This is a genomic window from Amycolatopsis sp. YIM 10 (assembly GCF_009429145.1).
GTDB lineage: Bacteria > Actinomycetota > Actinomycetes > Mycobacteriales > Pseudonocardiaceae > Amycolatopsis.
This window is the reverse complement of sequence record NZ_CP045480.1, coordinates 357,895-378,695: the sequence shown is the minus strand read 5'-3', so window position 1 is coordinate 378,695 and position 20,801 is coordinate 357,895. Positions and strand designations below refer to the sequence as shown.

General features: G+C 70.6%; 23 protein-coding genes and 1 tRNA gene. 12 read left to right on the top strand and 12 right to left on the bottom strand.

All coding sequences use genetic code 11. The annotated features are described in order from the left end of the window. Window positions 1-6 precede the first annotated feature (6 nt). The gene (locus tag YIM_RS01885) at window positions 7-1,143 is read left to right on the top strand and encodes a hypothetical protein (protein WP_153028690.1); all 1,137 of its coding nucleotides are present in this window, start codon (window positions 7-9) and stop codon (window positions 1,141-1,143) included. Next, on the top strand, window positions 1,143-1,667 hold the full coding sequence (locus tag YIM_RS01880) for a hypothetical protein (RefSeq protein WP_153028689.1): 525 nt from the start codon (window positions 1,143-1,145) through the stop codon (window positions 1,665-1,667). Before YIM_RS01885 ends, YIM_RS01880 begins: the two co-directional genes overlap by 1 nt. 116 nt (window positions 1,668-1,783) lie before the next feature. On the opposite strand, the gene YIM_RS01875 is transcribed toward YIM_RS01880, so the two are convergent. The 3 genes from YIM_RS01875 to YIM_RS01865 all read right to left on the bottom strand — a co-directional run bounded on the left by YIM_RS01875 (window position 1,784) and on the right by YIM_RS01865 (window position 4,173). Next, window positions 1,784-2,035, bottom strand: coding sequence for a DUF397 domain-containing protein (locus YIM_RS01875; RefSeq protein ID WP_153028688.1), 252 nt, complete (start codon window positions 2,033-2,035; stop codon window positions 1,784-1,786). A gap of 361 nt (window positions 2,036-2,396) precedes the next feature. Beyond that, window positions 2,397-3,248 (bottom strand): SAM-dependent methyltransferase, encoded by an 852-nt coding sequence (locus YIM_RS01870; RefSeq protein WP_153028687.1) that lies wholly within the window; start codon window positions 3,246-3,248, stop codon window positions 2,397-2,399. Window positions 3,249-3,297: 49 nt separating this feature from the next. Next, window positions 3,298-4,173, bottom strand: a complete 876-nt coding sequence (locus YIM_RS01865; protein WP_153028686.1) for a helix-turn-helix transcriptional regulator — start codon at window positions 4,171-4,173, stop codon at window positions 3,298-3,300. A 194-nt stretch (window positions 4,174-4,367) separates the two neighbouring features. On the opposite strand from YIM_RS01865, the gene gndA reads away from it, so the two are divergent. Continuing rightward, on the top strand, window positions 4,368-5,807 hold the full coding sequence (gene gndA, locus YIM_RS01860) for an NADP-dependent phosphogluconate dehydrogenase (RefSeq protein WP_153028685.1): 1,440 nt from the start codon (window positions 4,368-4,370) through the stop codon (window positions 5,805-5,807). Window positions 5,808-5,871: 64 nt separating this feature from the next. Here gndA and YIM_RS01855 read toward each other — a convergent pair whose 3' ends face one another. After that, window positions 5,872-6,639, bottom strand: a complete 768-nt coding sequence (locus YIM_RS01855) for a trypsin-like serine protease (protein ID WP_153028684.1) — start codon at window positions 6,637-6,639, stop codon at window positions 5,872-5,874. 224 nt (window positions 6,640-6,863) lie between these two features. Here YIM_RS01855 and YIM_RS01850 point away from each other — a divergent pair, with 224 nt between their 5' ends. Continuing rightward, entirely contained in the window at window positions 6,864-7,697 is an 834-nt protein-coding gene (locus tag YIM_RS01850; protein ID WP_153028683.1) for a CPBP family intramembrane glutamic endopeptidase, read from the top strand. Here YIM_RS01850 and YIM_RS01845 read toward each other — a convergent pair. The 8 genes from YIM_RS01845 to YIM_RS01810 all read right to left on the bottom strand — a co-directional run bounded on the left by YIM_RS01845 (window position 7,645) and on the right by YIM_RS01810 (window position 13,792). Next, window positions 7,645-8,385 (bottom strand): Clp protease N-terminal domain-containing protein, encoded by a 741-nt coding sequence (locus YIM_RS01845; protein WP_153028682.1) that lies wholly within the window; start codon window positions 8,383-8,385, stop codon window positions 7,645-7,647. The two genes, YIM_RS01850 and YIM_RS01845, sit on opposite strands and share 53 nt — an antisense overlap. A gap of 63 nt (window positions 8,386-8,448) precedes the next feature. Further along, window positions 8,449-9,237: an IclR family transcriptional regulator gene (locus tag YIM_RS01840; RefSeq protein ID WP_153028681.1), complete on the bottom strand. Its 789-nt coding sequence runs from the start codon at window positions 9,235-9,237 to the stop codon at window positions 8,449-8,451. Between the two features lie 17 nt (window positions 9,238-9,254). Next, complete coding sequence (locus tag YIM_RS01835) at window positions 9,255-9,482, bottom strand: hypothetical protein (protein ID WP_153028680.1); 228 nt, start codon at window positions 9,480-9,482, stop codon at window positions 9,255-9,257. A gap of 171 nt (window positions 9,483-9,653) precedes the next feature. Further along, window positions 9,654-10,304, bottom strand: a complete 651-nt coding sequence (locus YIM_RS01830; protein ID WP_153028679.1) for a YigZ family protein — start codon at window positions 10,302-10,304, stop codon at window positions 9,654-9,656. Beyond that, the gene (locus YIM_RS01825) at window positions 10,273-10,920 is read right to left on the bottom strand and encodes a response regulator transcription factor (protein ID WP_153028678.1); all 648 of its coding nucleotides are present in this window, start codon (window positions 10,918-10,920) and stop codon (window positions 10,273-10,275) included. The genes YIM_RS01830 and YIM_RS01825 overlap by 32 nt, the downstream gene beginning before the upstream one ends. Then, the gene (locus YIM_RS01820) at window positions 10,917-12,359 is read right to left on the bottom strand and encodes a GAF domain-containing protein (protein WP_153036717.1); all 1,443 of its coding nucleotides are present in this window, start codon (window positions 12,357-12,359) and stop codon (window positions 10,917-10,919) included. The genes YIM_RS01825 and YIM_RS01820 overlap by 4 nt, the downstream gene beginning before the upstream one ends. 93 nt (window positions 12,360-12,452) lie before the next feature. After that, window positions 12,453-12,851, bottom strand: coding sequence for a pyridoxamine 5'-phosphate oxidase family protein (locus tag YIM_RS01815; protein ID WP_228004497.1), 399 nt, complete (start codon window positions 12,849-12,851; stop codon window positions 12,453-12,455). Window positions 12,852-12,883: 32 nt separating this feature from the next. Beyond that, window positions 12,884-13,792: a phosphatase PAP2 family protein gene (locus YIM_RS01810; protein WP_194240011.1), complete on the bottom strand. Its 909-nt coding sequence runs from the start codon at window positions 13,790-13,792 to the stop codon at window positions 12,884-12,886. A gap of 111 nt (window positions 13,793-13,903) precedes the next feature. Between YIM_RS01810 and YIM_RS01805 the strand changes: the two genes are divergently transcribed. From YIM_RS01805 to YIM_RS01770, 8 genes are all read left to right on the top strand, one after another. Beyond that, window positions 13,904-14,581, top strand: coding sequence for a response regulator transcription factor (locus tag YIM_RS01805; RefSeq protein ID WP_153028676.1), 678 nt, complete (start codon window positions 13,904-13,906; stop codon window positions 14,579-14,581). Further along, window positions 14,578-16,011 (top strand): HAMP domain-containing sensor histidine kinase, encoded by a 1,434-nt coding sequence (locus YIM_RS01800; RefSeq protein WP_153028675.1) that lies wholly within the window; start codon window positions 14,578-14,580, stop codon window positions 16,009-16,011. The genes YIM_RS01805 and YIM_RS01800 overlap by 4 nt, the downstream gene beginning before the upstream one ends. Beyond that, window positions 16,008-16,457: a hypothetical protein gene (locus YIM_RS01795; protein ID WP_153028674.1), complete on the top strand. Its 450-nt coding sequence runs from the start codon at window positions 16,008-16,010 to the stop codon at window positions 16,455-16,457. The genes YIM_RS01800 and YIM_RS01795 overlap by 4 nt, the downstream gene beginning before the upstream one ends. 66 nt (window positions 16,458-16,523) lie before the next feature. Beyond that, a tRNA-Ser gene (locus tag YIM_RS01790) sits at window positions 16,524-16,613 on the top strand. 401 nt (window positions 16,614-17,014) lie between these two features. Beyond that, window positions 17,015-17,275: a hypothetical protein gene (locus YIM_RS01785; RefSeq protein ID WP_153028673.1), complete on the top strand. Its 261-nt coding sequence runs from the start codon at window positions 17,015-17,017 to the stop codon at window positions 17,273-17,275. Between the two features lie 2 nt (window positions 17,276-17,277). After that, window positions 17,278-17,523, top strand: coding sequence for a hypothetical protein (locus YIM_RS01780; RefSeq protein ID WP_153028672.1), 246 nt, complete (start codon window positions 17,278-17,280; stop codon window positions 17,521-17,523). Between the two features lie 19 nt (window positions 17,524-17,542). After that, window positions 17,543-20,302 carry an FtsK/SpoIIIE domain-containing protein gene (locus tag YIM_RS01775; RefSeq protein ID WP_153028671.1) on the top strand — a complete coding sequence of 920 codons (2,760 nt, stop codon included), beginning with the start codon at window positions 17,543-17,545 and terminating at the stop codon, window positions 20,300-20,302. Then, entirely contained in the window at window positions 20,299-20,658 is a 360-nt protein-coding gene (locus YIM_RS01770) for a hypothetical protein (RefSeq protein ID WP_153028670.1), read from the top strand. Before YIM_RS01775 ends, YIM_RS01770 begins: the two co-directional genes overlap by 4 nt. Window positions 20,659-20,801 lie beyond the last annotated feature (143 nt).

Sequence of the window (20,801 nt, the reverse complement as noted above, 5' to 3'; positions counted from 1 at the left end):
GAAACGATGGATCTCACGGCATCGCTGTCCAGTACGACAGCCGCCGGGGCCAGGGCGGGCACCAAGGCCTGGTTACCGGCCACCGGTCTGCTGACCGGCACGCTGATCACCCTGGTCGGGCTGACCTGGGACGTGGAGTGGCACGACGACGTCGGCCCGGACACCTTCTTCACCATGCCGCACCTGTTCCTCTACACCGGCAGCGCGATCGCCGGGCTGATCAGCCTGGTGGTGGTGCTGTCCACCACGGCGGCGCAGCGTGCGGGACGGCCGGTGGACCAGGCGGTCGGCGGGCAGGCGGTCGGGGTGTTCGGCAAGACGTTCGCGGCGCCGGTGGGTTACCTGGTCGCGGGCACCGGGGGCGCGCTGTTCCTGCTGTACGGCCTGTGGGACCTGTGGTGGCACAGCCTGTACGGCTTCGACGCGGTGATCGACTCGCCGCCGCACATCGGGCTGCTGCTGTCGGTGATGCTGACCATGGTCGGCACGGTGATGGTTTTCGCCGCCGCGCGGGCGGACCGCTGGGGCGTGTTCGGCACGCTGGCCAGCACCGCGGTACTGCTCTCGTTCAGCTCGGTCACCGTGCTGGGTCTGTCCGATGTGGACACCGGCGTGAGCGCGGTGACCATCGGCATGACCTTCCTGTCGGTGATGCTGATCCTGGTGGCGCGCGGGTTCCTCGGCAGGCCGGGCGGCGCGCTCGGCGCGGCGGCGCTGCTCAGCGCCTGGCAGGCGTTCTCGTGGTGGTTCTCGCCGTGGGCCGCGCACGCCTACGCGTCGGCGGTCGGCCTGCCGCTGCGCGACAACGTGGACGACCTGGCCTCGATGCCCGCGCTGATGCCGATGTGCCTGGTCGGCGCGGCCCTGCTGGCGGAACTGGCGCTGTGGGCGAGCAGCAGGCGCGGTTCGACCCCGCGCTGGGCCGGTGCGCTCGCCGGTGCCCTCGCGGGGTTCGTGATCGCCGGCGCGCAGCCGTTCCAGGACGCCTGGCTCTACGAAGGCGTGAGCCAGCCCACCACCGGGCTGGTCCTCGCCACCGCCGGAGCGGGGGCCGCGTTCGGCCTGCTCGGCGGATTCCTCGGCTGGCGCTTCGGCGGAATGCTGCGGCTGCTGGCCCCCGCTCGCGAGAAGGAGGCGGTGTGATGCGCAAGCTGCTCACGGTGCTGGCCACCATCGGACTGCTGGTGGCCTCGGCGCCGCTGGCCTCGGCCTACGAGCCGGTGAACATCGTGCACACCGAACGGGTGCAGGCCGGGCCGTACGGGCTGACCGTCGGCTTCAGCACCTGGCCGCTGAAGGCCATGCAGTCGCTGGACTTCACCTTCATCCCGGACGGCGGCATCGCGGACAAGTCCGGCGTGTTCGCCACCACCAATCCGGAGCTCGGCCGTGAAGGCCGGGAGAACCCGCTGACCAGGCACCCGCGCAAGCTGGACGTGTGGGGCCTGGACATCAGGGCGCTGAACAGCCAGGGGGACTGGAAGTTCCGGTTCGTCATCGACGGCCCGGCCGGGCGCGGGGAGGGTGAGCTGAGCAAGCTGCCGGTGCTCGAGCAACCCGGCCCGCCGATGGCGCTGAGCTGGTCGATCAGCGTGCTGCCGCTGGTCGGCCTGATCGGCTTTCTCGCGGTCGCCTGGCGCCGCACCCGGGCACGCCTGACGAGCTGACCCACCCCACCGCCGGGAGAGACAATTCAGCAGGTCGTGAAAATTCTCTGACCAGATCTGTGAATTAGCGCACGCTCTTCCACGGGCTGAGAATGCGCGGCTCTCCCGGCGGGATTTCACCGCAGATCGAACTGACCTGCCTTCACCGCGGTCACGAAGGCGTTCCATTCACCGGCGTCGAAAACGAAGACCGGACTCTCGGTGAGCTTGGTGTCGCGCACCCCGACCAGGCCGGGCACGCCGAGGTTGACCTCCACGCAGTTGCCCCCGTTGGGCTCGCTGGCGAAGGACTTCTCCCAGGCCGAGGCCTCGAACCGCGCCACGGCCGTGCCCGGGTCGTAATCGGTGACCCGGGGATAATCCGCCATCTGACCTACCTCCATGCATGTGTCCGGCGCCCACCACGCCCGGCCCAGGTGGACCTGCTCATGGCGACCCTCCGTGAGAAAACCGCCCTGTGGGTGGGGCCACCCGGGTGATCACCCGTCGATCGCTCGACAGCAAGATTAATCTAGGAGTAGGATTATTCCTAGCGGGATGGGGGGCACGGTCAGGATATCGCCGCACGGCGAACCCGATCGGCCAGGCAGATCCTCAGGGGAGGACACAGGGGTGGACGCTTTTTCGGATCGAACGGACAACATCGACCACATCCGCGTCGGGAACGGGAGGAGCTGAACCATGACCGTGCGCCTGCTGGCCCCGACCGAGCGGCACGAGGAGCCGGACTCAGCCCTTCCTGGCGACCCCGCCGAGCATGAAGGACGCTGGCGGATTATCCGCGACCTCGGCGGTAGCCTCGGATTCCGCCTCGTCAAGACGCCACTCCGGAAGCCAGACCACACCCGGTTCCACCAGGTCGAAGTCGCCGAAAAGCGCGCTGAACTCGGCACGGGTGCGCAGGGTGACGGGGGTGCTGGACTGCTTGTACTGCTCGTGGACGGACTGGAGCTGAACCAGATGCTCGGGCGGCACCCCGTCGGTCGTGCCGTGTGACATGATCAGCAGCGATCCCGGCGGCAGCAGCTCGCGATAACGCGCGACGGCGGCTTCCCCGCCGTCCTCCGGCGAGACGAAGTGCAGCACCGCCACCATCAGCAGGCCGATCGGCTTCGCCGGGTCGAGCACACCGGTGGCGAAAGCCTCCTGCCACACGCGGTCCACGTCGCGCAGGTCGCCGTTGACCACCGCGTGCCTGCTCGGATCGCCGTTCTCCTCCAGCAGGATCTTGCTGTGCGCCACGGCGACCGGTTCGTTGTCCACGTAGACGCAGCGGCTGTTCGAGTCGAGCTTGTCGGCCACCTGGTGCACGTTGCCCACGGTCGGCACCCCGGAACCGAGGTCGAGGAACTGGGTGATGCCGTTGCGCACCGCGTAGGTCACCGCGCGGCCGAGGAACTCGCGGTTCACGTGGGCGTTGAGCCTGCCGTGCGGCACGGCCTTGAGCGCCTTCTCGCCGAACTCGCGGTCGATCGCCCAGTTCGCGGTGCCGCCGAGGAACCAGTCGTAGATGCGGGCGGCGTTCGGCCGCTCGAGATCGATGCCCTGCGGCGCGAAGGCGGGCTCTTCGTTGTCGGTCATCGCGTGGCTACCCCCTGTGCGGTCATCAAGGCAGCTTATCCCCGGAGCCTCAACTCTTGGCAGCGCTGTCCTTCGCCAGCTGTGCCCGGTAGTGCTCGGCCAGTTCCTTGAAGAACTGCCGGGTGTCCTGGTGCTCCAGCGCCGCCCCGCGCAGCCTGTCCCACGAGTCGACGAAGAGCTGGAAATCCTTGACGTCGTCCAGGTAGAGCCCGCCCGCGGAGTGCTCGATGTAGACAAAATCCCTGGTGCGGTCCGGAAAACGCATGATGGTGAAGTCGTTGGGCACCGAGGCGAGCCTGGCCTCGAACGGCAGCACGTGCAGGTAGACGCGGGCGCGCTTCTCCAGTTCGAGCAGGTGCTCCACCTGGTCCAGCATCACCCCCGGCGAATGCCCGCCGGGGGCCCGGCGCAGCGCGGCCTCGCTGAGGATGAACCGGTAGTACGGCGGCTGCTGCTGGTCGAACACGGCCTTGCGGTCGAGCCGGTTGCGCACCAGCGAGGTCACGTCGGTGGCGCCGGCCTCGGTGAACTGCTTGAGCATGTAGTGCTCGGACTGCAGCGGACCGGGAATGCGCTCGCCGTGCCAGGTGAGGATCTCCGCGGCGGCCGGTTCGAGGTCGGTGAAGGTGCGGAACCAGTGCGGCACCACCGACCGGTAGCCGGACCAGTGCCCGCGCTGCCCGGCCGCGGCACGCGCCAGGTTCATCAGGGTCTCGGCCTCGTCGCCGACGATGCCGAAGGCGTCCAGCATCGCGCGCACGTCACCGAGCTTGACGCCGACCGCGCCCGACTCGATCTTGTTGACCTTGCCCTGGGTGCAGCCGAGCACGTCGGCCACCGCCTGTTGCGTCATCCGCGCCGCGTTGCGCGCGTGGCGGAGTTCGTTGCCCAGCTGCTTGCGGCGGGAGGTGATGGTGCTCGCCATCAACTACCCCCAGACCGACCGGCCGATCCCACGGCACCCCACACAGACGTTTCGAATTAATCGCGCGATGACGCTCTGACATTACCCTCTCACGCAGCGGAAATCGACTGGCCGCAGCGGACGGGTTCGGTGACTCGCCCGTAACCGGAGTACGCGACTAATCTGCGGAGCAGGTCCCATACGGAAGGCGGCACATGAGCAAGAAGGCGAGCATCGGGGTCACCGGGCTGGCGGTGATGGGCCGCAACCTGGCCCGGAACCTGGCCCGGCACGGGCACACGGTTGCCCTGCACAACCGCTCCGAGCAGCGCACGCGTGACCTGGTCGAGCAGTTCGGCTCGGAGGGCGAGTTCATCCCGGCGTACTCGGCGCGGGAGTTCGTCGACTCGCTGGAGCGCCCGCGCCAGGTGGTGATCATGGTGAAGGCGGGAGCGCCGACCGACGCGGTCATCGAGGAGTTCGCCCCGCTGCTGGAAAAGGGCGACGTGATCGTGGACGCGGGCAACGCGCACTTCGCCGACACGCGCCGCCGCGAGGCCGAGCTGCGCGAGCGCGGGCTGCACTTCGTCGGCACCGGCGTCTCCGGCGGTGAGGAGGGCGCGCTGCACGGCCCGAGCATCATGCCGGGCGGTTCGCCGGAGTCCTACGAATCGCTGGGCCCGCTGCTGGAGGACATCTCCGCGAAGGTCGACGGCACGCCGTGCTGCGCGCACATCGGGCCGGACGGTGCCGGGCACTTCGTGAAGATGGTGCACAACGGCATCGAGTACGCCGACATGCAGCTGATCGCCGAGTCGTTCGACCTGCTGCGCGGCGCCGCCGGTTACGAACCGGCCCAGATCGCCGAGGTCTTCCGCACCTGGAACACCGGGCGGCTCGACTCCTACCTCATCGAAATCACCGCGCAGGTGCTCGCGCACACCGACGCGGCCACCGGCAAGCCGTTCGTGGACGTGGTCGCCGACCAGGCCGAGCAGAAGGGCACCGGGCGCTGGACCGTGCAGATCGGCCTCGACCTCGGGGTGCCGATCAGCGGGATCGCCGAGGCGACCTTCGCGCGTTCGCTGTCCGGGCACGCCGGGCTGCGTGCCGCCGCCCGCGGGCTGGCCGGGCCCACGCGCACGAAACTGACCGGTTCGGCGGCGGAGAAGTTCGCCGACGACGTGGAGCAGGCGCTGTACGCGTCCAAAGTGGTCGCCTACGCACAGGGCTTCAACCAGATCCAGGCCGGGAGCACCGAGTACGGCTGGGACATCGACCTGGGTCAGGTCGCCACCATCTGGCGTGACGGCTGCATCATCCGCGCGAAGTTCCTCGACGACATCCGGTCCGCGTACGCCGCGGAGACCGAGCTGCCGACGCTGCTCACCGCGGGCCTGTTCCGCAAGGCCGTCGAGGACGCGCAGGACGCCTGGCGCTCGGTGGTTTCCACCGCTGCCAGCCTGGGCATTCCGGCGCCGGGCTTCGCCACTTCGCTGGCCTACTACGACGGACTGCGCGCGGAACGCCTCCCGGCGGCGCTGATCCAGGGCCAGCGGGACTACTTCGGCGCGCACACCTACCGCCGTGTCGACCGGGAGGGTTCGTTCCACACCGAATGGGCCACCGACACCCGGCCGGAAAAGCCCGCGTAGACCGCACACAACAAGTGGGGCGCCGCCCGAAGGCGACGCCCCACTTGTTGTGCTGTTACCGGCGTCAGCCGACGTTCTGCGAGATCCAGTCCGAGTACGCCGGGGCCGAGGTGTAGATCGACGGGCCGGTGGCGCAGGTCGGGTCGCCGTTGCCGGTGCGGCTGGTGACGCCGATCAGCTCGAACTTGCCGCCCGCCTCGACGACCTGCGGGCCGCCCGAGTCGCCGTAGCAGGCACCCGCGTCGCCACCCGGGTTGTCGGTGCACAGCTCGAGGCTGCCGTCGATGCCGGTGCACTTGTCGGCCTCGACCACCTGCGTGTCCAGCTGCTGCAGCTTGATCGGGGCGTCACAGCCACCGCGCTCGGGGCAGGTCTGGCCCCAGCCGAGCAGGCGGGTCTTGGTGCCCGCGTCGGTGGTGGTGCCCAGCGAGACCGGCGCCGACTTGGCCGGCGCGGACAGCTTGACCAGCGCGATGTCACCACCGGCACCGGTGCCGGTGTAGTCCGGGTGCACGATGACCTCGGCGGCCTGTGCTTCTTCACCGCCGGTGGTGCGGTCGTTGCTGCCGATCCGCGCGCTGATCGAGTCGGCCGAGGAGCCCTGCACGCAGTGCGCCGCGGTCAGCACCCACTCCGGGGAGATCAGCGAGCCACCGCAGAAGTGGTTGCCGCCCTCCTGGAGCGAGACCATCCACGAGTACTCCTGGTCGGCGTCGTTGCCGCCGACGATGAACGGGGTGACGTCGGCGCCGGCCGGCGCCGCACCAGCCACCGCGGCCACGGCGGCGCCCACGCCGGTGAGCAGGCCGACGACCAGAGCACGTACCTTCATCCGCATCTCCTTCTCCCTGCCCCCTTGCCTCCCGTGGGGGATGGGACGCAGCGTAAGCAATGTTGGTAAATCATTAACACCCTTCGAAAGTTCCTATTCACTCGACAGACTGACCAAAGGAACCTTGCGTGAGCGTCCCGTTTGCACTATCGGGTGTCGACCAGTCCCACCCGTCTCCCGCCACCACCCTCAACGGAGCGCTTCGCGCCAATTAGATTCAACGGGTGAGCTACCACCTGCAGACCCGCGGCCCCGCCTATCGCTGGTGGCGGCCGCTGCTCGGCGCCGCGGTCCTCGTCGCGGTCGGATTCGCTTTGCTGGCAACGTTTTCCGTGTTCACCGCGGCGATCTCGGAGAGCACCGACCAGCGCTGGGAAATGGTGCTGAGCTTCGGCGCGATCGCGGTCACGCTGCCCGCCGTGTTCGCCGCCGCCCGCTTCGGCGAACACCGCGGGCCCGGCACAGTGTCCAGTGTGGACGGTCGGCTGCGGTGGCGATGGCTGGCCGAGTGCACCGGCTGGGCGGTGGCCGCCTTCGCCGCGGCGACCGTGGTCGACCTGCTGCTCGGCGCCGGCTGGGACGGCACGGGCTGGCCCGGCCTGCCCGCCTACCTCTCGATCGTGGCGCTCACCCTGCTGCTGGTGCCGTTCCAGGCGGCCGCCGAGGAGTACGTCTTCCGCGGCTGGCTGCTTCAGGCCTTCGGCGCCTGGCTCCGCACGCCGTGGCCGGGCGCGGTGCTCAGCTCGGTGGCCTTCGTCGCCACGCACGGCTACACGTCGGCGCCGATCCTGGCCGAGTTGTTCGTCTTCGCGATGATCCTGTGCTGGCTCACCGTGCGCACCGGTGGCCTGGAGGCCGCGATCGGCCTGCACGCGATCAACAACATCGCCACCATGGTGCTGGCGGGCGGGGCCCCCATTCCCGACCAGAGCACGGTGACCGCGACCTGGGGTGACGCGGTGCTCATCGCGGCACCCTCGATCCTCTACGCCTGGATCGCCGACCTCAGGTACCGGAGGCGGACCGCTCGGCCAGCACCTGTGCCACCGCCTGGTTGATCACGGTTTCGGCGCTCTCCTTGGTGATCCCCGCGTCGGCCAGCACTTCGGCCACTCCGCCGTCCCCGAGTTCCAGCAGGCTCAACAGGAAGTGTTCGGCACCGATGTAGTTGTGCCCGAGTCGCAGCGCCTCCCGCGCGGTCAACTCGAACAGCTTCTTGCCACGCGCGCTGATCGTGGCCTGCGTGGGCGGGGTTTCCATCGCGGGCTCGAAGCCCTCGACCAGCTTCGCCCGCATTTCGTCGGGCGAGCCGCCGAGCGCCACCACGGTCCGGGTGGCCAGGTTCTCCGGATCGCTGATCAGCGCGGCCAGCAGGTGCTCCGGCTCGATCCGCGCGTTCCCGGCGGCGAGCGCGACCTGCTGCGCCCCGACCACCGCCTGCCGCGCGCGATCGGTGTACCGGGTGAAGGTCTGCATCAGCTCGGCCAGCGGCTGGCCGTCGTTCTCCTTGGGCACGAAGCGCTTCTGCACGGCCTGCTTGCTCACGCCCATGCTGCGCCCGATCTCGGTCCACGACGCGCCGGACCGCCTTGCCTGGTCGACGAAGTGGCCGATCAGGTGGTCGGCCACTTCACCGAGGTGGTCGGCGGCGAGCACGGCGTCGGACAGGTGCTGCAGCGGGTCGGCTTCGGGGTGCTGGTTCTTGATGGACTCGATCAGCTCGTCGAGCTTCACTGGGTTGGTCATAGCGTCAACCATAAGTTGACGATGTCGCCATCGTCAACCCTGGGTTGACCAGTTCGGCCGGTGTCAGCCCCGGCCGCCGACCACCAGGCCGGCTCGCTTGGCGCGCGGCGCGCCCAGGGTGCGGGAGATGCCCCGGGCCGCCGCTCGCACCGCAGGCACCAGCGTGCGCGGATCGGTCCCGGTCGCCGGGACCGCCACCGAGATCGCCGCGACCGCGGTGTCCTCGGCGCCGAACACGGGTGCGGCAACGGAGAGCCCCACCAGTTCGATCTGGCCGTCGCTGATCGCGATGCCCTCGCGGCGGACGTCGGCGAGTACTCGCCGCAGCCGTTCCGGCGACGCGATCGTCTTGTCGGTGAACCGCTTCATCGGCCGCGCGAGCACCCGCTCCGCGACCCCGGCCGGCGCGTGCGCGAGCAGCGCCAGTCCGACGCCGGTGGCGTGCGCGGGCAACCGCCCGCCCGCTCGCGACGGCATCGGGCTGTGCCCGGAGAGCCGCTCCAGGTACACCACGTCGGGTGCGTCCAGCACGGCCAGCTGCACGTTCTGCCGGGTGGCCTCGTGCAGGTCCTCGAGAAAGGGCATCGCGGTGTCGCGCAGGCCGAGGCCGTGCGGCGCCAGCGAGGCCACCTCCCACAACCACAGGCCGACCCGGTATCGCCCGGATTCGGCTCGCTCGAGCGCACCACGCCGGACCAGTCCCCCGACGATGCGGTGGGTGGTGGACAACGGCAGGCCGGTGCGCCTGCTCAGCTCGGACAGGGTCAGTTCGGGGCGCTCCGTGCTGAACGCGTCGAGCACGTCCAGCACCCGGTCGGCGACCGATGGAGTTCCCGGGGCGTTGTGCCGCATTAAGCCAGCCTCGGTGGTCAGTGCGCGACGGAGCGGCCCAGCGGGTTGCCGGTCCGCTCGGACTCCGGCCCGCTCTGCTCGCCGAGCACCCCCGCGGAATGGGCCGGAACGACCACAACCGCCACAGGTCCCCCGGTTGAGCGCCATCCCGAAGGCGCCTGCACCGAAGCGGTGAGCAGTACCGCGAGCACGGCGAGCGTGCGCAGGTACATGGGTATGTCTTCGACCTGGATCACTTTTCTCATCGGCGCTCTCCCCTGCTAGCCGAGGATCGCTCCCAGCTTTCAATGTCCGCGGCTGACCGGCCAGGGCCCCATGCCCCGCACCGCTCAGGGTCCAAAGGCCCTACCGCGAGCACCACGGAATCAAGGAGGCGCGCGAATCCCCGCCAGATACACCGGATCGCGGGGTTTTTCTCAGACCCAGTACCGCCCGGTCTCCGACACCGCCGCGGTGCCACCGGTCAGATCCGCCAGCCAGGCCCGGAAATCGGGCACCTGATCAGGCCGGACGCCGATCTCGAAGCGGGCGGCGTCGTCGTAGTGCGTGCCGATGACCCGGTACTTCGAGGCGTGCAGTTCGCCTTCGACCCGCCCGGCGCGGCCGTAGTCCACGCTCACCAGCAGCAGGCACAGGAGCCGTCGTTCGACCGTGCCGATGGCGTCGATCGCGTCGGCGACCGCCTGCCCGTACGCCCGGATCAGCCCACCCGCACCGAGCAGTACCCCGCCGAAGTGGCGGCTCACCACGGCCACGGTGTCGGTCAGCTCGCGCCGCCGCAGCACCTCCAGCATCGGGGTGCCCGCGGTGCCCGCCGGTTCGCCGTCGTCACTGGAGCGCTGCGTGCGGCCGTCCGGGTCGAGCACGAACGCGTGGCAGTGGTGCCGGGCCGCCGGTTCCGCGCGACGCCGTTCGGCGATCACCTCGCGCGCGGCCTCCGCCGAATCGACCGGCGCCAGTGCGCACAGGAACCGCGACCGGCGCACCTCGATCTCGTGCACCCCCGCCGCCGCTATCGTGCGGTAGGTGTCGCGGTCAGGGATGGGACCGCCTGCGCTTGGTGGCATACACCGCGGCCTCCGTCCGGCGTTCGAACCCGAGCTTGTGCAGCAACGACGATACGTAGTTCTTGATCGTCTTCTCCGCGAGCCCGAGCCGCCCGGCGATCTGGCGGTTGGTCAGCCCGGCCGCGATCAGGTCCAGCACGCGCAGTTCCTGCGGGCTGAGCTGGGCGTACCCGGGGTCGGCCGGACCGTCGTCCCCGCGCAGCCTGCTCATCACCGACGCGGTCAGGTGCGCGTCGAGCAGCGAGCCGCCGTCCGCCACCGTGCGCACCGCTTTGACCAGGTCACCGCCGGAGACCTGCTTGAGCATGTACCCCGCCGCCCCGGCCATGATCGCGCCGAAGAGCGCCTCGTCGTCGGAGTACGAGGTCAGCATCAAGCAGGCGGGTGGCGGCTCGATCGCGGCCCGGATCTCGCGGCACACCGAAATGCCCTCGCCGTCGGGCAGGCGCACGTCGAGGATCGCCACGTCCGGCCGGGCCATCGGAATCCGGGCCAGCGCCTCGGCGGCGGTGGCCGCCTCCCCGCAGACCAGCAGATCACCGCTGGCCTCCAGGACCGTGCGCAACCCCGTGCGCACCAGCTCGTGGTCGTCCAACAGGAACACCGAGACCGTCATCGGACCTCCGGTAGGCGGATCACCCAGTCCAGCGTGGTACCACGATCGGGTTCGCCCTGTACAGCGCTGGTGCCGTGCCAGCGCGCGGCACGCGCGGCCAGGTTCTCCAGTCCGCTGCGCCGGGTGGGCTGGGCGGGTATGCCGATCCCGTTGTCCGCCACGGTCAACCGCAAGCCGTCGCCGCGCCCGTCGACCGCGACGGTCACCGACACCTTCGTCGCCCTGCTGTGCCGCGCCACGTTCGACAGCGCTTCCCGCAACGTGGCGAACAGGTCCGTCTCCACCGCCGACGGCACCGCGGCGTCCACCGCGCCGGTGAAGCCGACGCGCGGCTCGAAACCGAGGCTCGGCGCCGCCTCGGCGCAGGCACGCGCGATCCGCGAGCGCAGGCCCTCGGCGGGTTGCTGCAGGGCGAAGATGCTGTTCCGGACCTCGGTGATGGTGGCGTCGAGGTCGTCGACGAACCGCCGCAGCCGCTCGGCCACCCTCGGCTCGTCGAGCAGCAACCCGGTCGACTCCAGCCCGAGCGCGATCGCGAACAGCCGCTGCACCACCAGGTCGTGCAGGTCGCGCGCGATGCGGTCGCGGTCCTCCAGCACGGCGAGGCGCTGCCGGTCCTGCTCGGCCCTGGCGAACTCCATGGCCAGCGCGGCGTGCGCGCCGAAGGTCAGCGCGAGCCGGACCTCGGTGTCGGTGAACGGCACCTCGTCACGCAGCTTCGCCACCACCAGCACACCCAGCGTCTCGTCACCGACCCGCAGCGGCACGGCCACCGCGGAGTCCAGGTCGCCGACCACCTGCGGCAGATCCACCCCGGTACCCGCCTGCTGCGCGGTCACGTGGTCGCCGTAGCGGCGCACCACCACCGGCTCCCCGGTGGTGAAGGCCATGCCGGTCGCGGTGCCGTCGGCGGGCACGGTCAGCCCGGTCAGCCGGTCGGCGTCCGGTCCCGGTGGTTCGACCACCGCGAATTCCAGCACCGTGGCGGTTTCGTCGGTCGGTCGCGCGATGCCGCCCGCGGTGGCCCCGGCGACCAGCCGCGCCCGCTCGGCGATCAACCGCAGCGTGGCCTCGGGGTCCTCACCGGCGAGCAGGGCCGAGGTCACGTCGTGCGAGGCGCGCAGCCAGCGTTCGCGTTGCTCGGACTGCTCGAACAGGGCCGCGTTGCCGATCGACCCGCCCGCCGCGGTGAGCAGTGTGCGCACCAGCTCGGCGTCGGATTCGGTGAACTGCTTGCCGGTCAGCCGGACCTCGCCGAAGCGCTCCCCGCGCACCTCGATCGGCACCACCAGTGCGTCCGTCGCTTCCGGCGGGGCCGCGCCCGCGCGCAGCACCACGCCTTCGGGCGCACCGGTCAGCGCGCACGCGGCGCCCGCCACCCGGTCCAGGATCTCGGGCACGGTCGCGCCGTGGGCGATGCTGATGACCGCGTCCAGCATGCGCTGGGCGCCCGGGTCGTTCACTGGGTGCGCACCGGTCCCGTTCGGCAGAGGGATCTTCCGCCAGAATGGTCGACTTCGGCGGACTGTTCGTTACTGGCCCACGCGCACCCGGCGGCCGGTCACCACTTCGAGGGACATCCGCACCAGGCACTCGCCGGCCGTCACGTCGTCCGTGTTCGCGTGCCCGAGCACGGTGACCCACCACCCGGCGTCCAGTTCCGGGGTGAGCGAATCGGCCTCGAAGGCCAGCACGTTCCCGCGGGCGGCGGCCGCCAGCACGCTCCCCACCGGCACGCCGAACCGCAGCGCGTGCTCGTCGAGCGCGAACCGGACCGGCTGCACCGCGGGCATGCCGCGATCGGTGAACACCACCCGGCCCAGTCCGGTGCTGCCCAGCAGTTCCAGCGACTGTGCCCGGTTGAGCACTTCCTGGCCGAACGAGTCGAGCATCGCCTTCCCACCCGTCCTCACCGCCGAAAGTTCCCCCATGGCGACACGGTGCCGGGAAGCACGCGGACCCACTAGGGCCGTTGGACCCGGTGCCGCCCCTTGTCCTTCCCGTCCCCGAGCATCAGCCAGGTCACCAGCGTCACCATCACCACCGACGAGACCGCGGCCAGCACCACCGCCATCACCAGCACCCCGCCGCCGCCCTCGGCGCCCGCCGTGGTGGCCAGGTAACCGATCCCGGCCACCAGCACCGGCACCAGCAACGCGGTGACCTGCGCGCCGAACGAGGCCGCGCGCTGACTGCCGCGGAACGCGATGGCCAGGCAGCACAACGCGCTGACCAGGAACACCGCGCCGAGCGTGTCGCTGAGCCGGTGCCAGCCGAGCACCACGGTGGACGCGGCCACCCAGGCAACGCCCAGCGCGCCGGGAACCGCCGCCCAGAGCCGGAACCGGCGCGGCAGCACCAGCATGGTGGACAACAGCACGGCGATCGCGGCGGTGACGTGCCCGCTCGGGAAACTGTTGTGCCCCGGCGCGCCGTCGCTTTCGCCGAGTTCCGGCCGGGGCAGCACGGAGAGCTTGAGGAACTGCGCGGCCGCCAGCGAACCGAGCAGGGTGACCAGCGCGCCACCGGCGAGCGCGTACCGGCGCCTGGCCAGCGCGAGCAGCGGCAGCACCACCGCGGTCACCCCGAGCAGCGGGACGAAGTCCACGTCGCGCAGCAACCCGGCGATCGAGTCCGTTGTGGACGGACGACCGGCGAGCAGCGTGGTGTTCTCGATCCGCTGCCCGGACGGGGTGAGCACGAAGAACCAGTAGGTGTAGGCGAACGCGAGCACGCAGCCCAGCGCGCCGGCCAGTGGTGCGGCGGCGATCCGGCGACGTCGTCTGCCGTGCCGCGCCGGATAGGCGTGCACCTTCTCCGCGGGCGCTCCAGCCGAGCCTGCCGCGCTTTCCAGAACCAGACTGACCTGCATGAATCCCATGTTCACCGCGTCGTTTCGCGGTCTCGTCCGGGTAATGTCATGGTTTTGCCACAAAGCCGGGCACGGATCGCGGGCCCGGCGGGCCGTCGGTTTAATGACCGGGTGGCCATGGTGTTACTGGTGGAGGACGACGACGCCGTGCGCGAGGGCCTCGGGCTGGCCCTGCGCCGCCAGGGGCACGTCGTGCACGCCGCCGAATCCGGCGAGCGCGGGCTCGACCGGCTGCGCGAGCACCGGCCCGACATCGTGGTGCTGGACCTGATGCTGCCCGGGATCGACGGTTTCGAGACCTGCCGCCGGATCCGCGCGGGCGGCGAGACGCCGATCATCATGCTCACCGCGCGCAGCCACGACTTCGACGTGGTGGCCGGGCTCGAAGCCGGTGCCGACGACTACGTGGTCAAACCGGTCGAACCCCGTGTGCTGGACGCACGCATCCGAGCTGTGCTGCGGCGCGCGGTCAGCGAGCAGCAGAGCGACATCGAGCGCTACGGTGACCTGGTGATCGACCGCACCGGCCTGGTGGTCACCCTGCGCGGCGAGCCCGTGCAGCTGACCCCGACCGAGCTGAAGCTGCTGCTCGAGCTGTCCCGCACGCCGGGGCGCGTGCTCAGCCGCCAGCAGATCCTCGAAGCGGTCTGGGAGCACGACTACCTCGGCGACTCGCGGCTGGTGGACGCCTGCGTGCAGCGGCTGCGGTCGAAGATCGAGGACGTGCCGGCGAGCCCTCGCCACGTGGAGACCGTGCGCGGCTTCGGGTACCGCTTCGCCCGCCCATGAACCGGAACCGCCCGTGGCAGTGGCTGTCCGGACTGCGGCCGCGGCTGCTGGCCGCCTTCGCGCTGGCCACCGTGCTGGGCGCGGCCGCGGCCAGCGGCGCCAGCTACGTTTCGGCCCGCAACACCATGCTCACCACCGCGCAGGACGACTTCATGAACGAGGTCAAGCAGCGGGTGATCGACACCCTCCCCCAGTTGTCCGTACCACCGGGACAGGCCGACCTGGACACGCTCGCGCAGCGGATCGACGGCGTCGCGGTGGTGGTCTACCAGGGCCGCACCTCGGCCGGCCAGGGGCTGCCGATCACCTCGGTGCCCGGGGCGCTGCGCTCGGCGGTCGACTCCGGCGAGCGCATCCAGTTCCAGCGGGTGGATTACAACGGGACGCCGATGTTCTACGTCGGCATGCCCGTGCTCGGCCCGGACGCGACCGGGGTGACCGTGCCGACCGGCATCGAGGTGTACGCGTCGATGTCGCTCGGCGACGAGCAGACCGCGATCGAGGAGCTGGCGCAGTGGGCCTGGCTGACCGTCGCGCTGGTGTTCCCGCTGGCCGCCGGGCTGGCGCTGCTCGCCGCCCGCGGGGTGCTGCGGCCGGTCCGCCAGCTCAACCTGGCCGCGCGGCGACTCGCCGAGGGCAAGCTGGACACCCGGTTGCGCGTCCGCGGCTCCGACGAGCTGGCCGAACTGGTGGCCACCTTCAACGAAACCGCGGTCGCGCTGGACCGGACCGTCGGTGAGCTGCGGGAGATGGAGGCCGCGGCCCGCCGGTTCGTCGCCGACGTCTCGCACGAGCTGCGCACCCCGCTGACCGCGATGAGCGCGGTGACCGGGGTGCTCGACGAGGACGCCGGGCAGCTGCCGCCGGACACCGCCGTCGCCGCGCGCCTGGTCTCGGCGGAGACCCGCAAGCTCGCGCGCCTGGTGCAGGACCTGATCGAGATCTCCCGGTTCGACACCAACCGCGCGGACCTGCAGCTCGACGACTGGGACCTGGCCACCGCGATCACCGACAGCATGGCCGCGCGTGGCTGGCGCGAAGGCCCCGAACTGGTGCTGGACCTGCCCGAGGGGGTGAGCACCAGGGTGGACCGGCGACGGCTGGACGTGATCGTGGCGAACCTGGTCGGAAACGCGCTGCGTCACGGTGGTCCCCCGGTCGAGGTGAAACTACGGGCGAACGACACGATGGTGTCGGTGGAGGTCAGCGATCACGGTCCCGGCATCGATCCGGCCGTGCTGCCGCACGTGTTCGAGCGCTTCTACAAGGCCGACAGCGCCCGCGCGCGGTCCGACGGCAGCGGGCTCGGCCTGGCCATCGCGCTGGAGAACGCGCGCATGCACGGCGGTGGCATCCAGGCGGAGAACCGGCCGGACGGCGGCGCCCGGTTCACCCTGTTCCTGCCCCGGTTCCTGGCGGTGCCGCGATGAGGCGCGCACTGGCGGTCCTGCTGTTGTGCCTGCTCACGGCGTGCGGGGTGCGGCCGACCGACGGCCCCATCCCGGCCGGCCCCGGCCCCGCGTTCCCGTACCGGAACCAGGCGGAAATGACCCTTTATTTCCTGCTGGACGGACGTATCTACCCGATCACCCGGTCGACACCGGGACTGGCCAGTCCGGAAAGCGTGCTGAGCGCGCTGGTCGGCGGGCCGACCCCGGACGAGCAGAAACGCGGTCTGTACACGCAGGTGCCGCCGGGTGCGAAAGTGGCCTTCAGCGGTCAGCTCGAGGTGTTCCTGCCGGTACCGCTGTCGGCGTTGCCGGAGGCCGCGCTCAGCCAGCTCAGCTGCACCACGGTGACCACCGGGCTGTGGGGCGCGCTGCGGGTGAACGGCAGCGACACCAGCAGAGACCTGGCAGGCTGCCCGGCGAGCTGAACCGGTGTTCGCCCAGCTCAGACCCCGCAACCGGGCACCGCGCGGGGGTCCTGTAGCCTTCTCGGCGGAGGATTGGCCGAGCGGCCTAAGGCGCACGATTGGAAATCGTGTTGGGTGTAAAAGCCCTCACGGGTTCGAATCCCGTATCCTCCGCCAACCAGCGAGGTCCCCGGCGAGCAGCGTGCCGGGGACCTCGCTGCGTGTGAGCACGGCCAACCCGTTCGCTGGATTCTCCGTGCCACCTCCCGGCACGCATACTGCATTGAAACTAGTGCTGCCAATCGTTGGAGTCCGCCGATGAGGCCACGATCCCGCGCGGCCGCGTGCTCCCCATCCCGGGCGCGAAAGGCGCCGACGCTAATACTGTCAGCCGGACGATCTTGCCGGGGGTTCGGTCCGGGCTTCGAGCGCACTACCACTAGTGTTTCCGCCGTCTACCGGCCCCGGACGGCACCTCGTCCGGGGCTTGAACCGTTCCGGGTCGCGGCCGGGCACACTCGCCGAAGACCGGACACGACCACGCACCGACCCCGATTTCTCAAGGAGTCCGCAGCCTCATGCCCGGAGTGGATGAGATCCGCGCGGGAATCGCGCTTTCCAAGGAGAAGGCGAACGCCAGCGTCGCCGCGCTCCAGCAAGCCGCCCAGGCACTCGAAGAAGCCCAGCTCTCGCTGGCGCAGGCGACCTCGGGCAGCACCCAGCCGGAGGTCGGGCAGGCCCACGGCATGTTCGCCGAGGCACTGCAGGGCATCACCGGCACGCAGAGCACCATCCAGGCGGCCATTTCCGCCGCCGATTCCTACTCGGCCCGCCTCTGACGATGTCCGTTTCCGAACTCCACGAACGGCTGACGGCGGTGCGGGCCGCCGCGGAGGTCGCGGTGGCCCACCTCGACCGGGCGGGCGAACTGCTCGCCGAGGCCCGTCGCGCGATCGTCGACCCGCAGGCGCAGGCCGATCCGTGGGTTCCACCGCAGCTCGCGCAGGCGGTGGACCAGCTGGACACGCACAAATCCCGGATCGCCGGGGCCGACGAGGCGCTGGGTACCTATCTGGCCATGCTGTAGTCGTAGTCGTGAGGCGGAAATGAACAAGCGCAGCGAGCAACGCGGACGCGTGACGGCGGCACTGGATCAGCTCCGCCGTCACCTCGGACTGGCGCTGGGCGCCGCGGCGAGCGCACGGGAGACCGCCGAGGCCGACCTGGCCAAGCTCGAGCTGGAGCGGATGATCGTGCGCGCCGGCATCGAGCGGGCGGGCGCCGACGAGGCGATCGCCGAGCGCGCGCGTCAGCCGGGCATGGCCGAGGTGGTCAACTGGCTGCAGACCGTGCGCGGGCAGTTCTACAACGACTGGGCCGAGGGGCCGAATACCATCCGCGAACTGGTCGCCGCCGCGGCACCGGGCCCGGCCGGGCAGCCGCCCGGCCACTGGCTCGGCCGCGTCGGCACCAATCCGGGTACCTCGGTGCCCGAGCTGTGGCGGATCGGCACGTCCACAGTGGACAGCAAAACCACCGGCGTGGCGCAGACCTTCGACGTGGCGGTGCCGCTGCTCGACGAGTCGCACCTGTCCATCACCTCCGCACCGAGGACGAGGGCGACGGTGGACGCGCTGGTGGAGAACCTGCTGATGCGGGTGCTGTCCACCTTCGAACCGGGCGCGGTGCGGGTGCACCTGTGGGACGTCGGCCAGCTCACCGCGGTGCTGCCGAACCTGTACCCGCTCAGCCGGACCGGCGCGCTCAACGTCTGCGACCCGACCCGCCTGCAGGACCTGCTCGACGAGCTGGCCGGGCACATCCGCCGCATCCACGCGCAGACCATGCAGGGCGGGTACACCTCGTTGCGCGCGATGCGCCTGGCCACCGGCAAGCGGACGGAGCCGTGGCGGATCGCGGTGCTGTTCGGCAACGGCGAGGAGTTGCAGCCCGAGCGGCTGCGCGACCTGCGCCGCGTGGCCAGCGGCGCGCTGTCGGCCGGGATCTCGCTGATCCTGGTGGACGTGCCGACCACGCTCGGCGGTTCGGTCGAGGGCATCAGCCTGAAATCGGAGGAGCGCAAGGCGATCACCAGCATGACCGGCTCCGAGCTGGTGGTCACCCTGGACCCGCCGCTGCCGTCCGGCCAGGTGAGCATGGCCGCGACCCGGCTCGCCGAAGCGCTGATCCAGAAGCAGGGCGGGCCGCGCTCGTTCGCCGACCTGCTGCCCGGTGAGCTGGGCCAGGAGCGTTCGGCGCACGAACTGCGTGCCCCGATCGGCTTCTACGAGGGTGACCCGATCGAGGTGGTGATCGGTGACGCCAGCCCGCACGCGCTGATCGGCGGGCCCAGCGGATCCGGTAAGACCAACTTCCTCTACGCGTTGCTCGGCAGCCTCGCCGCGCGGTACTCCCCCGACGAGCTGGCGTTGTACCTGCTGGACTTCAAGGAGGGCGTGTCCTTCGCCGGGCTCGCGCCCGGCCGCAAGGACTCCAGCTGGCTGCCGCACGCCCGGCTGGTCGGGGTGAACGTCAACACCGACCGCGAGTTCGGCCTGGCCCTGCTGCGCTTCCTCGCCGACGAGCTGCGCCTCCGTTCGGCCGCGGCCAAGGACCATGAGGTGACCAACCTCGCCGACCTGCGGGAACAGGATCCGAACGGGCACTGGCCGCGGATCGTCGCGGTGATCGACGAGTTCCAGTACCTGTTCGCCGGGCGCGACACGGTGACCGCGCAGGCGACCTCGCTGCTGGAGGACATCGCGCGGCGCGGCCGGTCGCAGGGCATCCACCTGGTGCTGGCCAGCCAGGACGTGGCCGGGATCGAGGCGTTCTGGGGCAAGCCGGCCATCTTCGAGCAGTGCACGCTGCGCATCGCCATGCCGAAGGCGCGCCGGGTGCTGGCCGAGACCAACGAGGCGGCCGTCTCCGCGCCCCGTTGGCACGCGGTGATCAACCACGATTCCGGTGTCTCCCACGGAAACCAGCTGGCGCACGTGCCCAACGCGTCCACAAAGGACGTTTTCCCGACGCTCCAGCGCCGGCTGTGGGAGCGCTACGCCAGCGGCACGGCCGAGCCCCGGCTGTTCGACGGTGCGATCTCCCCACTGCTGGAGGAGAACCAGGCGTTCAAGGACCTCCGGCCGAACACCCGTCCGCGCACGCTCGTCGGGCAGACCATCGACGTGCAGAACGCGGCGCACGGCGTGGAGCTTTCCCCGACCCCTGGCCGGAACTTCGCGGTGCTCGGCACGGCGATCAGGGAAGCACTGTCCATCATGGACTCCTGTGCCCGGTCGCTGGCCCAGCAGTACTCGACCGGCTCGGTCGAGTTCGTGGTGTGCAACCTGGTCGAGCGCGTCGAGCCCGCGGTCGAGGAGATGACCAAGAAGCTGGCGGGCCTTGGGCACGAGGTGACCCCGGTCGCCGGGCCCGACCTGCCCGCGAAGCTGACCGAACTCGCCGAAGGACTGTCCTCGGTGGACAAGCAGCGCATCCTGCTGCTGTTCGGCGCCGAAGCGGCGCTGCCCGCGCTGGAGGCGAAGGCCCCCGGTGTGCTCAAGAGCGGGCTGGACCACTTCCGGGTGCTGTTGAAGCAGGGACCGGGCGCGGGTTTCCACACGATCGGCTGGTGGCGGGCGATCGCCAGGCTGAAGGACACGCTCGGCTTCACCGGCACCGACGACATCGGCGCCTGGGCGGCGCTGGACGTGCAGGGCAGCGAGCTGAGCCCGTTCTGCGCCGGGCAGGTGGTGCACTGGTCACCGCGACCGGGGCGCGCGTTGTTCTTCGACCGCACCACGCACGCCAGTCCCGAAGTGCTGATCCCGTTCTTCCACCCCGATCCGGAGCAGGTGAGCGCATGACCGGAACCGCCGCCATGCGGTACAAGGAGATCATCGGCCTGGCCAGGGGCGCGGAGGAGAACCTCCGCACCTGGGAACTGGCCAGGGCGGACGAACTGGAGCGCGTACTGGCCGACGCGCACGAGGCGGTCGCCGCCGCGAAGGAACGCGAGGCGCAGACCATCGAACGCGTCAACCGCTGGTGGCGCATGGCCGATGACAACGTCTCGCGGCTTTCGTGGCTGGAGGTCGGCCTCCCACCGGAACCGAGCCCCTCGGCCCGCGGCGCGTACCTCGACCGCTATCTGGAAGAGGTCCGCGCCGCGTACCAGGACTTGGTGCAGGCCATCCTGAAGCTAAGCTGGCGCGCCCGCTAGTGAGTGTTTGAAGTGTTTGCGTGGCGGTGCGGGTGGCGGAACCTCAGCCGCCTTCTCGCTCCGGGAGCTCCACCTCATGAATAACCGATTCACCACGGTGAAGCTGTCCTCGCGAGAAGACCCCTGAGAACCCGCTGCGGTGC